Annotated in this window: 13 protein-coding genes; 6 read left to right on the top strand and 7 right to left on the bottom strand. The window is 47.6% G+C overall.

Features of this window, described 5'->3' with window-relative positions; all coding sequences use genetic code 11:
• Positions 1-48 precede the first annotated feature (48 nt).
• The 4 genes from ACFPK9_RS13240 to ACFPK9_RS13225 are packed head-to-tail and all read right to left on the bottom strand — an operon-like array spanning position 49 to position 4,711.
• Positions 49-1,257: a DUF4340 domain-containing protein gene (locus ACFPK9_RS13240; protein WP_377095379.1), complete on the bottom strand. Its 1,209-nt coding sequence runs from the start codon at positions 1,255-1,257 to the stop codon at positions 49-51.
• Positions 1,258-1,277: 20 nt separating this feature from the next.
• Positions 1,278-3,197: a Gldg family protein gene (locus ACFPK9_RS13235; protein ID WP_377095378.1), complete on the bottom strand. Its 1,920-nt coding sequence runs from the start codon at positions 3,195-3,197 to the stop codon at positions 1,278-1,280.
• A gap of 25 nt (positions 3,198-3,222) precedes the next feature.
• The gene (locus tag ACFPK9_RS13230) at positions 3,223-3,978 is read right to left on the bottom strand and encodes an ABC transporter permease (protein WP_377095377.1); all 756 of its coding nucleotides are present in this window, start codon (positions 3,976-3,978) and stop codon (positions 3,223-3,225) included.
• 4 nt (positions 3,979-3,982) lie between these two features.
• Positions 3,983-4,711 carry an ABC transporter ATP-binding protein gene (locus ACFPK9_RS13225; RefSeq protein ID WP_377095376.1) on the bottom strand — a complete coding sequence of 243 codons (729 nt, stop codon included), beginning with the start codon at positions 4,709-4,711 and terminating at the stop codon, positions 3,983-3,985.
• A 201-nt stretch (positions 4,712-4,912) separates the two neighbouring features.
• On the opposite strand from ACFPK9_RS13225, the gene ACFPK9_RS13220 reads away from it, so the two are divergent.
• From ACFPK9_RS13220 to ACFPK9_RS13210, 3 genes are all read left to right on the top strand, one after another.
• Positions 4,913-6,547 carry a fumarate hydratase gene (locus ACFPK9_RS13220; protein ID WP_377095375.1) on the top strand — a complete coding sequence of 545 codons (1,635 nt, stop codon included), beginning with the start codon at positions 4,913-4,915 and terminating at the stop codon, positions 6,545-6,547.
• Positions 6,548-6,659: 112 nt separating this feature from the next.
• On the top strand, positions 6,660-7,022 hold the full coding sequence (locus ACFPK9_RS13215) for a hypothetical protein (RefSeq protein ID WP_377095374.1): 363 nt from the start codon (positions 6,660-6,662) through the stop codon (positions 7,020-7,022).
• Between the two features lie 54 nt (positions 7,023-7,076).
• Positions 7,077-7,694 (top strand): LysM peptidoglycan-binding domain-containing protein, encoded by a 618-nt coding sequence (locus ACFPK9_RS13210; RefSeq protein ID WP_377095373.1) that lies wholly within the window; start codon positions 7,077-7,079, stop codon positions 7,692-7,694.
• On the opposite strand, the gene ACFPK9_RS13205 is transcribed toward ACFPK9_RS13210, so the two are convergent.
• Positions 7,618-8,778, bottom strand: coding sequence for an FAD-dependent monooxygenase (locus ACFPK9_RS13205; protein ID WP_377095372.1), 1,161 nt, complete (start codon positions 8,776-8,778; stop codon positions 7,618-7,620). The genes ACFPK9_RS13210 and ACFPK9_RS13205 overlap by 77 nt on opposite strands.
• A 122-nt stretch (positions 8,779-8,900) precedes the next feature.
• Here ACFPK9_RS13205 and ypfJ point away from each other — a divergent pair, with 122 nt between their 5' ends.
• Entirely contained in the window at positions 8,901-9,803 is a 903-nt protein-coding gene (gene ypfJ, locus ACFPK9_RS13200; protein ID WP_377095371.1) for a KPN_02809 family neutral zinc metallopeptidase, read from the top strand.
• 50 nt (positions 9,804-9,853) lie between these two features.
• Here the strand turns inward: ypfJ and ACFPK9_RS13195 are convergent, their stop codons facing one another.
• Complete coding sequence (locus ACFPK9_RS13195) at positions 9,854-11,497, bottom strand: alanine/glycine:cation symporter family protein (RefSeq protein WP_377095370.1); 1,644 nt, start codon at positions 11,495-11,497, stop codon at positions 9,854-9,856.
• A 329-nt stretch (positions 11,498-11,826) separates the two neighbouring features.
• Between ACFPK9_RS13195 and ACFPK9_RS13190 the strand changes: the two genes are divergently transcribed.
• Both ACFPK9_RS13190 and ACFPK9_RS13185 read left to right on the top strand, forming a co-directional pair.
• The gene (locus ACFPK9_RS13190) at positions 11,827-12,306 is read left to right on the top strand and encodes a hypothetical protein (protein ID WP_377095369.1); all 480 of its coding nucleotides are present in this window, start codon (positions 11,827-11,829) and stop codon (positions 12,304-12,306) included.
• A 21-nt stretch (positions 12,307-12,327) separates the two neighbouring features.
• A complete protein-coding gene (locus ACFPK9_RS13185) occupies positions 12,328-13,356 on the top strand; it encodes a M23 family metallopeptidase (protein ID WP_377095368.1) in 1,029 nt (342 codons plus the stop codon).
• Positions 13,357-13,480: 124 nt separating this feature from the next.
• Here the strand turns inward: ACFPK9_RS13185 and ACFPK9_RS13180 are convergent, their stop codons facing one another.
• Positions 13,481-14,110, bottom strand: coding sequence for a PEP-CTERM sorting domain-containing protein (locus ACFPK9_RS13180; protein WP_377095367.1), 630 nt, complete (start codon positions 14,108-14,110; stop codon positions 13,481-13,483).
• Positions 14,111-14,149 lie beyond the last annotated feature (39 nt).

The raw sequence follows: 14,149 nt of genomic DNA, 5'->3' as shown, positions 1-14,149 counted from the left end.
CAAAAAAGCCGGCTCCTACTCGGAACCGGCTTTACGATGGTGGAACCTCTATTCTTCTTCCACCCGTTCTAACATCTCTGGAACTTCATCAGTTGCCTCTTCATTTGGAATATCCTCTTTTTTCTCCTCAGTGAGAGTTTCTAGATCATCCAACAAAGAACCGAGTGTTGATTTGCTCACAAGATACAAATAAGGATGACACGCTTTCTCAGCTGCAAGCTTCTGCTCAAATTGCTCACGCTCTTCAGCAAACTTCTTATCAGCTCTTTTTGTTTCTTCCTCGGTTTCGTCCTTCTCAGCTTTTCGCTCTTTCGCTAGCTCGGCACTCACTGAGACACTCAGCACATAATCCCCATTGGTATCCTCGGAATCTTGCGGTGCAAAATTTAAGATGTACTCGAAGCCTTCAAATGTCTGGAGCTTAGCCCTACGGGTTGAGACATCAGAATTTTCTTTTTCCCAGTCATCCCAAGTTTGCTTACCTAATACTGAGTTAAAGCGAGCTGAGCTCAGCAGACGTTTAAAACTCGTCATTTCACTGGCCTTAGCTTGCTTACCTTCCGGAAGATTCTGCAACTCAAAATCAGCCTCCTCCGACTCCCTCACCACTGACCAAGATTGATCTTCAGCTTCCACCTTCACAGATTTCAGCCCTTGCACCTTTATAAAGTCTTTCTTCAGCCACGACTGCAAATCATCGCTAAAGCTCATGAATGTGTCTTTCAGAGAATAGATCGTATTCGGTTCCGAACTTAGGCGCACTCTGCGCCCCACATTCCGACTTCCACCCATCAGCCCTTGAGTACTTGCCTCAATCAGATCACCCAAGAAAAGCGTCTCTAACACTTCCCCTTCAGCGTCTTTGAATGTCAGCACAATCGCATCCTCAGCAAGAGAATCACCTCCAGCAACACCGAAACGATCATAATACTTCTCGCCCGCTTGGACGGGGTGAGTGACCTTCGCTGCAAAAAGATCTCCCATCTGACGCTTCAATCTATCGGCGTCCGCTGGGAAGCCACCCTTCTCTGGCGCCAGCCATTTCCCATCATCGAGCTTCAGTTCAAACTCATGCTCCGACGTACGAAACTCCAACGTCGCGACTTTGCTCGAATCGAGTTTCTCTAACAATACATCACCATCGGCAAGCGATGATACATGCTCAATTGGTCGCTCTTGTGCATCGCGTACTTTTAATACCGCTACGAACAGCACAGCGACCAATGCCCATAAACTTACTAATACTTTTGTAGACATATTTCTAACAGTTTGTTGAGTTATGCTTTCTTTAACTGGTTCTGCTTACGAATCGCCCAAACAAATCCGCCAGTGATCAATACCAGGCTAATAATAGGCAACATAGTCAGCTGGATAATCTTTCCTGAGAGTGCATCTTTCTGACGCTGTAAACCTTTCTGCATTTCACGGATTTCCTTGGCATAAGCCACTTGCTCTTTATTCAGAGATTCCAGTTCTTTTGCCGAATCTTGGCTCAGGCTAAACCCTCCATTCTGTCCTCGTTTCGCTTCCAATTGGCGAATCTTGTCCAGAGTCGCATTTTGCTTCATCTGGATTTCTTCAATTTTCTGCCCTACATTTCGCTCAAACTCAGCCTCCATTTCCTGCACTACAGTAAATGGACGACGAGTTGAACTACGGCCGCGAGCTCCAATCAAATGCTTCGAGCCCATAGTTTGATCGAGAATGTTCAGCAAAAAGGCGGAGTTTCCATTAATTGGATTTACCATCTGCATTCCCATCATATTAGAAACCTGGAACGCAAAAGGGTCAGCTAAGAAATCAGCATCAGCGATCAAGGTAACCGACCCTTTACCTGATGATTCTTTCAACTGAACAACCTCCTCCTCATCATCAACTTCAGGAGCATCCTCACCTGCATCTGCGTCTGAAGCTTCATTCTTATCTGTAGCTACATCTTCTTTCGCGAGTCCATCTGGGAAGGCGGTCTTGAAGTTACCACTCAAGCGCATCGCAAGCCCATGAGCCATACTATCCACTGGGTTCGTGTACATAGAACGAGACACACCGCGTATATCTCCAGCTTCATGTGATGCCAGCATCCCAGACTCAGTGGATGATCGCAACAAGGTCTCAACTTCTAGTTCAGAATCCCCTCCTTGCAGACTACCTGACATTACCATCACTAGGTCATTCAACCCCTGCACAGCCAGATCCTCACGATGAACTATTGCATCACCATTGAGACTTAAGAAAACCGGAGAAGTCATTCCTCCCTGTAAGGGAGTTCTATGCTTTAAGTCGAACAGCACCTTGCCTGAATCATATTGAACGCCCCATGCCTTCAAAAGATTCGGCAAGTCTGAACTACTCGCCCCCATTCCGCGTCTTGCTGTATAGCAATAGGGATCAATACAAGCTACGACAGAGCCTCCTCCTAACAAATACTGATCAATCGCATATTCGGTTTTTTCAGAGAGTCCAGTAGGGTGTAGAAGAAGCAATGTGGTGATTTCTTTGGGTGAAATCTCTTCTGGATAGCTTCCAAGATCTTGCAGCTCATAGGATTGCTGTAACGCCTGATGAATAATCCAAGGTGCCTGAGGTGCTTGACCAGGCATTCCCGCAGGTGCACTTGTAAGAGGCAGACCACTAATCAAACCTAAGACTGGCTTGTCTGTACGAGAAACCTCAGCAATTGCCTTAGACAAGTCATACTCTAACATTGTCTCACGACTCACATCAACCGATGCAATACGTGCCTTCTGATCGAGACACTCCACAGCAATCCCAAGATACAGATTTTCTTCCTGGTTATCGAGCATCACACGCTGCCCCGCAATCCCGTCCAGACGCGCTGAATCTTCTGCGTCCGTATCAGGTTGTGGATCGATGAACTCTACACGCAGAGCTCCTTTCGCTAAAGATTGATACTCCTTTAGTAAGCTGTCTACCTTACCAATAAACAACTTCTGTTCTCTAGAAAGCAAAGGACTCTCACGCGTGGCGTAAAAGCGCACAGAGACAGGAGTTTCAGGATCTAATTCCTTTAAAATACTACGAGTGCCTTCAGTTAGGGTATGTACCTTGTTTTCCGTTAGGTCGACCCCTGAATTCCCCACCACCGTGAGCCGCGTAAGCCAACTCCCAAGTACTACTATTAAAAATAACGCTACTATTCCAAGAGTAGCTCGCATCATCGGACTAATCTTTTTCATGATAGTTGATTGTTAAAATTCTCTTCTAAGCACGCTTCGCCTTCAACACAGCATTGGTTCCTAACAAACCTCCCACAATAATAGAAAAAAACCACACAAGGTCATGCAGTCTCACATTCCCTCTCACCATCGAGCGAAAATGCTCATCTACGGTCGTGGAAGCCACCAAATCTGAGAGCCATTCTGGCAGCACACTATTCATCGATCGTAATAAAGGCTCAAAGCCTGCTAATGTCATGAATGCACAAATAAACACGGACACGACCAGACAAACTACTTGGTCTCGCGTAAACGCCGACACTAGAGAGGTCACAGCCAAAAAACATGCACAAACAAGCAAACTCCCTAAATAACCAGAGACAATCAGCAAGTTATCAGGGTCTCCCAAGTAATTGACAACGATCCAAATTGGGAATGTGAGAGCAAGCGTAATCGCCCACACAGCAAGTGATGCCATATATTTCCCTAGGATCACAGACCGCATGGGAATCGGCAGCGTTCCTATCAGCTCTATGGTTCCATTACGATACTCGTCAGACCATAAACGCATACCAACCGCTGGAACCAAAAACATTAGAAACCATGGCAACCAGCGGAAAAATGAATATTCCAAACTAGCATCACCAATTTCCATGAAATGACCAAAGGAAAAACAAAAACCTAAGGACAAAAGCAGAAAAACAATAATCAATGCATATGCTGTGATTTGTGTAAAGAAGCTCGAAAACTCGCGCTTAAAAACCTGCAATGCCCCAGTATAATTAAATAATGAGAAATTCATTGTTCTATGCAGCTGTTGTTTCTTTCGTCGTTACTTTTCTGAATAATTCATGCAGCGATTGACATTCCGACTTCGTCCGGAGTTCCGCAGGAGTCCCATTCTCCACAATCTTTCCTTGATCTACGATCACTACGCGTGAACACGCAGCATCCACCTCTTCCAGAATATGCGTAGAGAATAAAATCGATTTCTCTTTGCCTAAGTCACGAATCAAATTTCGCACTTCGTGCTTTTGATTCGGATCCAATCCGTCAGTCGGCTCATCTAAAACCAACACCTCAGGATCATGTAATAAGCTCTGAGCAAGACACGTTCTATGCCTAAATCCCTTTGAGAGCGTATCGATGGTCTGATGAGCTACCTTCTGTAAAAAACAAGTCTCAATAACGCGCTCTATTGCCTCCTTCCGCGCTTTCCCCCTCATTCCTCGTGCACTAGCACAAAAACCTAAAAAACTAGTCACACTCATCTCTGGATAAAGTGGGGCAGATTCAGGCAAATATCCTATTTTGTCTTTTACCCGCTCAGGCTCTTTCTCGACATCTAAGCCACATACGCGGATGCTTCCACGCCCCACTGGGATAAAGCCAGTGATCATGCGCATCGTCGTCGACTTGCCAGCACCGTTTGGCCCTAAAAACCCTAGGACTTCCCCTTTTTCAACTGTGAACGATAAATCGTGCACAGCATACTTACTTCCGAATTTCTTAGTCAGATTAGTGACCTCAATCATCTTTAGTGTTTTATGTTTGTTTAGTTCGATTCGCTTTATGAGAGCGAAATTCATGTACCCTAGCGACACAGCCATTAGAGCTTTGTCTGAAAAGGCGAAATTTTTTCTAATTTTTCTCAATCGCACTTAGCAAGTCAGAAAGATAAAAGATTGCCTGAAACTGCATCCTGAAACATAACACCTCAAACGACTTTCTCACACATGTCCGATAAACCATTTCATTTCCAAAAGCAGTTTCCACTTGGTCCCGACAAAACCGAATACGACCTCATTTCAACCGAAGGCATTTCTGTAGCAAAACTCGGTGATCGCGAGATCCTCCATATCACCCCTGAGGCGCTGACTTTGCTCGCGAACGAAGCGATTAAAGCCATTTCCTTCAAATTGCGCCCGTCCCACCTCAAGCAAGTCGCTGCTATCCTCGAAGACCCAGAAGCCACCGAGAACGACCGCATGGTAGCTCTCACGCTTCTACGCAATGCGGAAATTGCCGTCAACGGCATCCTCCCAAATTGCCAAGACACAGGCACCGCCATCGTCATGGGTAAAAAAGGCGAAAACGTCTACACAGGGGCAAATGATGAAGAAGCGCTATCCCACGGAATTTATAAAACTTACACAGAGGAAAACCTGCGCTATTCGCAGACCGTGCCTCTCACCATGTACGAGGAAACCAACTCCAAAACCAACCTCCCTGCGCAAATCGATCTCTACGCGACTCAAGGCGACTCCTATGAGTTCCTCTTCATCACCAAAGGCGGTGGATCAGCTAACAAAACCTTCCTCTTCCAAGAAACCAAAGCGCTGCTCAATCCAGATTCACTCAAGTCCTTCTGTCTTGCGAAAATGGCTACCCTCGGCACCTCAGCTTGCCCACCCTACCACCTCGCAATCGTCGTTGGCGGCACATCCGCTGAAGCCAACCTCAAAACCGTCAAAATGGCCTCCACTCGCTACTACGATGAACTTCCAACAGAAGGCAACGAGCACGGCCAAGCATTCCGCGACACCGAACTTGAAAAAGAATTGTTAGAACTCTCACGCGAGATCGGTATCGGCGCTCAATTCGGCGGTAAACACTTCGCCCTCGACGTCCGCGTCATTCGCCTCCCACGTCACGGTGCATCCTGCCCAGTCGGCATTGGCGTCTCTTGTTCCGCGGACCGTCAAGCAAAAGCAAAGATCACCAAAGACGGTATCTTCCTCGAAAAACTCGAAACCAATCCAGGCCAGTACATCCCAGAAAAATTCCGTGAGTGGAAATTTAAAGGCGTCGAAATCAACCTCGACGAAGGCATGGACAAGACACTCAAGACACTTTCACAGTATCCTGTCACCACCGCGCTCTCGCTCAATGGCCACATCATCGTCGCCCGCGACATCGCACACGCTAAACTCAAGGAAATGATCGATGCCGGCAAGGAACTCCCCGACTACGTCAAAGACTTCCCCATCTACTACGCTGGCCCAGCGAAGAAACCCGATGACCTTCCATCTGGTTCCTTCGGCCCAACTACTGCTGGTCGCATGGACGGCTACGTCCCTATCTTCCAAAAAGAAGGCGCCTCCATGGTCATGCTCGCTAAAGGGAATCGCTCCCAGCAAGTCACCGATTCCTGTAAAGAATACGGCGGCTTCTACCTCGGCTCTATCGGCGGCCCTGCTGCGATCCTCGCCAAAGACCACATCAAAAATGTCGAGGTCGTCGACTTCCCAGAACTCGGCATGGAAGCCGTTTGGAAAATCCGCGTCGAAAACTTCCCCGCCTTCATCCTCGTCGATGACAAAGGCAACGACTTCTTCCAACAACTCAATTCCTGCCCGACCTGTAAATAGCGTAAAAGAGGCTTATAGCCTCTTGGAAACGACTCTTAAAGCCAATTTGCTCCACGCAACTTGGCTTTTTTCATTCTCGACGAAACCACCAATCAAACACTAAAAAAGCAACATGTCGTCGCAGCTCGAAAACCTCATTTCCAAACTCGCAAAGAAAGGTCTCAACGAGGAACAAATCTACCAAAACCTCCTCAACTCAAATAAAATTCAAGAGCCCTTCACCCTCGCCGACATCTATGCCTACATGGCAAAAGAACGTATGGCCAGCGAACTCTTAAACCGCAGCAATCCAAGTAACGCCATAGGCCGACGCATCTTCGGGGTCCTCTTCCTTGCTGGCGGAATTTTTACCTTGATGAATATTTATCAACCTGGCTCAGGAAGGCTCGGTTCAAGAGTTGGATTTTTCGCGATACTTCTCACCATCGCTGGCCTCGTGCTCATTTTTAAACCAAGAGCTGAAATCGATATTTAAATTTTCCTAAATATTCGCTATGGAGTAAACCAACAACCGACCTATCTCCACACCATGAAATTTTTTCTCTTTCTCCTACTCCTCCTCGCTGGCGGCTTTGCTTTCTGGAAATACCAAGACCAACTCCCCTCATTCTCCAACCAAAAAACTGAAGACGGAGTCGTCATCCACACCGTCGTGAAAGGCGACACCCTCCACGCGCTTTCGAAAAAGTACAACACATCGGTTTCTAACATCAAACAGCGCAACGGACTCACAAACAATATCATCCACATAAACGACAAACTCCATATCAAACCAGGCGAAGCAGTGAACAGCGCCCCCTCTCCAGTTGTTGCTCAGCGCACTCCAGAGCCTACACCAAAAGCTGCCCCGCCAAAACCAAAGGCCGCTAAACCAACCAAGCCAGTCGTCAAAAAAGAACTTCCAAAATCCACTGTCATGGAAACCTCCTCCATCGCCATCGACATCGACGACCGCAACCAAGTCTACCTCAAAAACCGAGACGGAAAATTCGCCCCCGCTGGCTCTATCATCTATGGCTCAGATGCCGACGCCAATGGCATGGAAGTCAAAACTATCACATTTCGCGACCTCAAGGGGAAAGAAACCACTCTGCCAAACTCTGCCGATCCACAGGAAGTGATTCGCCTTGCTCTGAAGAAGCAATAGCCTTCCACGCCTCTGGGTCCTTCAGCCCCCGATGATGGAAAAAGATAATCTGACTGAGTTTCGCAAAGATTGGATTCCCAATCGCCAAGTTCAACAAACTGTTAGGTAAAGAAATCGTATCCATCCCCCAGCGCAGCAATTGCTTCGTTCTCCATTCAGGCCTGCGCCATTCTAACAAAGCTGCCGGATGGCTAATCCTCCCTTCCAAAAAATCCGCTATCGCCTCACCCGCAGCCTTCCCGACTTGCAACGATGGATGAATCCCTCCAGCAGTGAGCGGCGAGACCCAACCAGCGGCATCGCCTAACAGCATGGATCGATCAGTAAACCATTCTCGCTTCGCTCCACCACAAGGAATCAAACCTCCACGTCGCTCTACCACTTTCGCATTTCTAAAATCGAAAACCTTCTTCAGCTTTTCTAAAAATCTCCCTAACTGAGGTTGGTGAGGCTTCCTAACAGCCAGCCCTATTTGAGTTACTCCCACACCGGGTACTACCCACGCAATATACCCAGGAGCTATCTCACTATCCAGAAATACATGCAGCCGATCTTGGTCGACACCATGAACACCTATCATTTCCACTTCTGCACCAACCAGAAACTCCCTATTCTCAGGCAAGCCTAACAAGCGAGCATAGTTTGACCTCGCACCATCAGCTCCCACTCCAAAACGCGCTCTCACCAACTGGCTCGGAAACTCCACCCCATTTAACGACTCACTCAACTGCGCGACATTCTCTCCAGTCCTTATTTCAGCACCATTGAGTTCAGCCTGCCTTCCCATCCAGCGCATCAACTCTGGAGTATTGATCGACTGAAAGCGATAGCCTCTACTCTCCAAGTCGAGCGATTTCAAACTAGGTGCATAAAGTCGCACACCATGAATATCCCTCTTCAAGCGATGAGGAACAGCTAACACCTCAGCCGCCTCACCTACAAAAATCCCAGTAGTACGAATCTTTGCCCCTAGATCTCGCTTCCTCTCTAAAACCAGCGTGTCTAATCCATGCGCTGCGGCACTCCTTGCACACGAAAGCCCTGCATAGCTACCTCCTACAATTACGGTATCATATAAGTTCATCACAATCTGATATACCTCAATTTTTCCAGCTTGTGTGGGTCTTCACGGAGTTTTCACAAAAGCCTTCTTCCTCTTCATAATGTTTTCAATTAAACTGCCCACTAACTGTTAGAATCTCACTCATGCAATGGAAAGGTAGACGCCAAAGTACAAACGTTCAGGATCGCCGTGGCGAGCGAGTAAGCCGCGCTGGAGGAAATCCAGCTGTCACATCAGCTCTCTTAAGCTTCTTCTTAAGAAGTAGTGGCAAAACCAAGCTAGTGGTCGTTCTCATCGCCCTCTTCGGCTTGGCTTTCTGTCGCGGCCCAATGTTACAAATACTCGGATTCTCTAGTGCCCCTTCCACCACCTACGTCGCTAACGCTTCCGATAAAGAAATGAAGGCATACCTAAGCACCATGATGGGCGATAACGAAACAGTCTGGGCCGATATCCTCCCACAATACGATCTGCGCTTCCGCCCAGCACAAATGACAATTTACGCCCAACGCATCGATATGCCTGGCGGCTACGCTGATGCTCGCATGGGACCATTCTACCTGCCGGCAAACGAAACCATCTACATCGACCCCAGCTTCTTCACCGAAATGAAAGAAAAGTTCGGAGCCACTGGCGATTTCGCGGAAGCCTACGTTGTAGCCCACGAATATGGACATCACATCCAAAACATTATGGGCCGACTCCAAGAACTCCACAGTAGTCATGGCAAAGTTTCTCAACGCGATTTCAACAGACATTCAGTCCGCGTTGAACTCCAAGCCGACTTCCTCGCCGGAGTCTTCGCTCGCCACGCAGACACTACCTTTAAACAATTTCTAGAAGCTGGCGATATCGAGGAAGCCATGCGTTGCGCCGAGGCCATCGGTGATGACCGCCTCCAACAGCAAGCCCAAGGCAAAGTCGTTCGAGATTCCTTCACCCACGGCACCTCCAAACAACGTGCCTACTGGTTTAACAAAGGCTATTCCACAGGCGATCTCCGTGAAGGCGAAGCCCTCTACAGCTTGCCATACGATCAGCTTTAACCCTCCTCAGTGATAAGAGCCGAAGACCTTCCAGACTGTCCCATTACTCGCTATTTCGCGCTTGCGTCAATTTTCTCCGCATGCCTTTTGAAAATAGCAAACTCTTTTTTCACCACAGGAAGTAGGAAGTAAACGCCAATCATATTCGGTAACACCATCGCAAACAGCATCGCATCACACACCCGAACCACATTCGAAACTGATGCCACTGAGCCAACTACCACAAAGCCACAAAATGCAACTTTATAAATAATTTCCGCAATCTTATTATCGATTCCAAAAAGGTAATTCACTGCCTGCTCACCGTAGTACGACCATGAAATCATCGTCGAAATCGCAAACAGAACTACCGCCACGGAGAGAACTTGTGGGAACCAACTAAAGCGCCCAGAAAAAGCGAGCGACGTTTTCTGCACCCCAGCTACCGGCTTCACATCAGCCATTGGCACCCAGAATCGCTCATCGTCCATTAACACCTCTCCATAACTCACAGCATCTTCACCTTTACCTACTGTTTCCTTACTCAAAATTCGCAATTCAGTGCCCTCATCTAAAGTTTTCACCATAGTCTGCTCTAGTGCTGGTTTAGCATACAGAGGAACAGCTTCCGCATTCGTAACTCCATCAACCTTCCACGAACCAGAAATAACCAAAACCAGCGCCGTCATTGTACACACAACCACCGTATCTACAAACGGCTCTAACAATGCCACAAGACCTTCAGAAGCTGGCTGATTCGTCTTCACCGCCGAGTGCGCAATCGGTGCTGAACCAATCCCTGCCTCATTTGAAAATGCGGCACGCTTGATTCCCTGAATCAACACCCCAACAAAACCTCCACCAATCGCAACTGGTGAAAAAGCTCCTTCCACGATCTGCTGCAGCGCCGAAGGAATCTCAGTCGCATTCACTAACAAAATATACAACGCCGCGATTAAATAAATACCGCACATGAACGGTACTAGCAACGAAGTCACACGGGCAATCGATTTAATCCCACCAATAATCACCATCCCGACAACCACAGCCACGATAATGCCAAAATAAATCTTATCTCCACCCTGAAATACCCCAAACGAATCAGCAAACTGCGATGCAGCCTGATTCGCTTGAAACATATTTCCAGCCCCAATCGCTCCACCAACACACATCAATGCAAAAAACACCGCCAAAAACTTCCCTAAGCCAGACCACCCACGTTCAGCTAAACCATCCCGTAAATAATACATCGCCCCACCATGGGTATCTCCATTTTTATCAAACTGACGGTACTTCAACCCCAAAGTACATTCGGCAAACTTCGTAGTCATGCCACACAAGCCCATCAGAATCATCCAAAATGTCGCCCCCGGGCCACCGAGTCCAACCGCAACTGCTACACCCGCGATGTTTCCCAACCCCACAGTCGCCGAAAGAGCCGCGGTCAAGGCTTGGAAATGCGTAATCTGTCCAGCTGCGTCAGGCTCCGTATACTTTCCCTTAACCGTCCGCATTGCCAAACCAAGACAACGCACATTGATAAACTTGAAATAGATCGTTAGAAAAATCGCCGTGCCTGCCAAAATCACCAAAACAAAAGGTATCGAGACACCTGCCACAGGTATTGCATAAAAAATGATTGCCTCTAACACATCAGCCACACCTCCTAAAGCTGAGTCAAATCCATTCCCTCCTGCAGCAAACGCTGAATTCATCAACCCTAAAAAACTCATTAAAAATACGCCTAACCAAAGATGTGGGGTTCGTTTACTTATCATCATGTAAATCGTTTGTTTAAAGTCCCAACTCTGACAGGCACGAATAGCACCTCAAGGATAAAAATAGTTCTTCAGATTAACTTTATTCATCATTTCTAACACACCCTAACATCCATGCTTCTCAAAACTCATCCCAGTATGCGGCTAGGGCGTATGAGCCAATTGTAAAAACGATTCTTCAGAAAATTTCCTTCACAGCTCACCTTCTATACCCCAGCGTAACTGGCAGCATGCGCCTACTTTGTATTTCCATTTTCACTCTATGCTTGAGCTCTCTACTCATTGCCAAAGGTAAAAAGCAACCTCCCGTTGCCATCACATTCCACACCGAAGCCTCCGATTTACAGTCAAAGAAGCTCACTTTCGAAGTCGACACCCCAAAAGGTAAGCGCTTCATGAGCAAGTCCCCCTTCATCATGACCAGCGACATCGTCGCCTATAACACCTTCCCTTCCCCTCATAACCCAGAATTCTTCGGTTGCTCATTCCAACTCAATCGCGCAGGAGCAAGCCGCCTCAAAATGACCTCAGGCCAATTCGCCGGCAAATGGATCATGTGCGCCATCAATGGCCAAGTCATCGACATGATCTACATTGATCGCCAAATTGACGGACGTGTCATCACAGTTTGGCGCGGGATCGACCCAGCAATGGCCCAGCTCTTGGACAACCTCTACCCCCGTATCGGCGAAACGCCTGAAGCCTGGAAAGTACGTAAAAAAGCAGAAGCGAAAGCGCAACGCTAACGAGCCACTTAATACTTACCTATGAAATTTTTCGCCCTCCTTTTTGCATTCGTCACAGCTTCAGCACTACACGCCTCCACCCCTCTCAATCTCACTCTCCCCACCGAGAACGAACACATCTTCAGCAATACTCCCGAAAAGTTCTACATGTACACCTATCGTAATTTCGAAGGTGTCGACTCCCACCCGTGGACCGCAGGAAAATACGGCTACGTCAGAACTCTCCGCCGCACCGACGAAGGTGTCATTGCCACAAAATTCCACGAAGGAATCGATATCCGCCCGATCAAGCGCGACCGCTACAACCGACCATTAGACATAGTCAACTCCATCGCCGACGGCAAAGTCGTCTACATTAACCCGCACGGAGGCAACTCTAACTACGGCATCTATCTTGTCGTCGAACATGACTGGGGCAGCGGTCTCTTTTACAGCCTCTACGCTCACCTCGCCTCTGTCTCATGTAAAACAGGCCAAACTGTCTCAGCAGGCTCCCCACTCGGAATAATGGGCTACACAGGATCCGGCATCAACCGAGAACGTTCCCACCTCCACCTCGAACTCGGAGTGATGGCCAACCAAGAATTCTCAAAATGGCATGCTAGTTACTTCAGTTCACCCAATCACCACGGAAATTACAACGGACTCAATATGAACGGCCTCAACATTGCCGAACTCTTTATCCGTAATAAAAATAATCCAAACCTAACAATCACCCAATTCATATCAAAGGTCCCCACCTACTTTAAAGTCACCATCCCGCGCCGCCGCGAGCTTGACCTAGCAAAACGGTACCCATGGATTCGCAAAGGGAACCACGAACTCATGACCCCCGCCTGGGAAATTAGCTTCGCGAGCTCCGGCTTCCCACTCGCCATCACTCCCAGCAATCGCGCAGTAGTCAAACCCACCGTAACCTACGTCACCCCGACTAAGTCCGACCATAAATACCACACCAAAGGCATTATTCGCGGCACAGGCAAGCAAGCTACCCTCACCAGCCTAGGCCAACGCGTCATGTCCCTCATGACATCCAGTTTCCTCGATTAGCCCCTGCTAGCATAAGGACACAAAAAACGTGAAAAACAGCCATCTAGCCGCTTCTCACGCTTTATTCAATTAATTAAAATTGTAACTTGCTACGACGTAAAACAATTGCGTCAAAGCTAGCACTCTAGCGTCTACGACGCAAAATCACGGCAATACCACCAAGACCAAGAAGCGCTGTGCTGGATGGTTCTGGAACTGCGACGACTTCCCCAGAAAGGATAAAATTGTCTGCAGTCATCGAGCCTGACGTGTTGTCTCTCATACCAAACTTAAAGACAAAAGAATCTCCATTAGAAAGGCCTGATAAATTTTCCCCAGGAGTAAAAGCATGATTGTAATTAACCGTTACATCATTAGCAGGATCTACAGTTGAACCGGACTGAACACCGTCTACATAGAACGCGTAGCGCACAGTATTCTTTGTATTCTCAAAACTATATACATCTAGTGATAGATTAGTGATATTTAGGGCTTGGCCAGCGGTTAGCCCAGTAACTGTATAAACGAAGCTGAAACCATTCTGGGCAGCTATTTGATTGGTATTAGAATCTGCTAGGTCGAGATTGAGTAAATCTGTGCCTGCAGTCCATGCTGAACCCAGAGTTACTACAGATGAGCTACCAGCATAAAGTTCAGAAGTTACTGCTAACTGATTCGATGCGGCTGAAGTGAATGCATATTCAGCGAGTGTTACTGCTTGTGCTGCACCTGCCAAAACCAAACCTGCACCCAGTGTGTAGAATGTATTTTTCATATTTTTTTATTTTAGTGTGTTTAAACTATGAACTCACGG

The organism is Rubritalea spongiae (assembly GCF_042652385.1).
Taxonomy (GTDB): Bacteria; Verrucomicrobiota; Verrucomicrobiia; order Verrucomicrobiales; family Akkermansiaceae; genus Rubritalea; species Rubritalea spongiae.
This window is presented reverse-complemented; position numbering and strand designations above follow the sequence as displayed.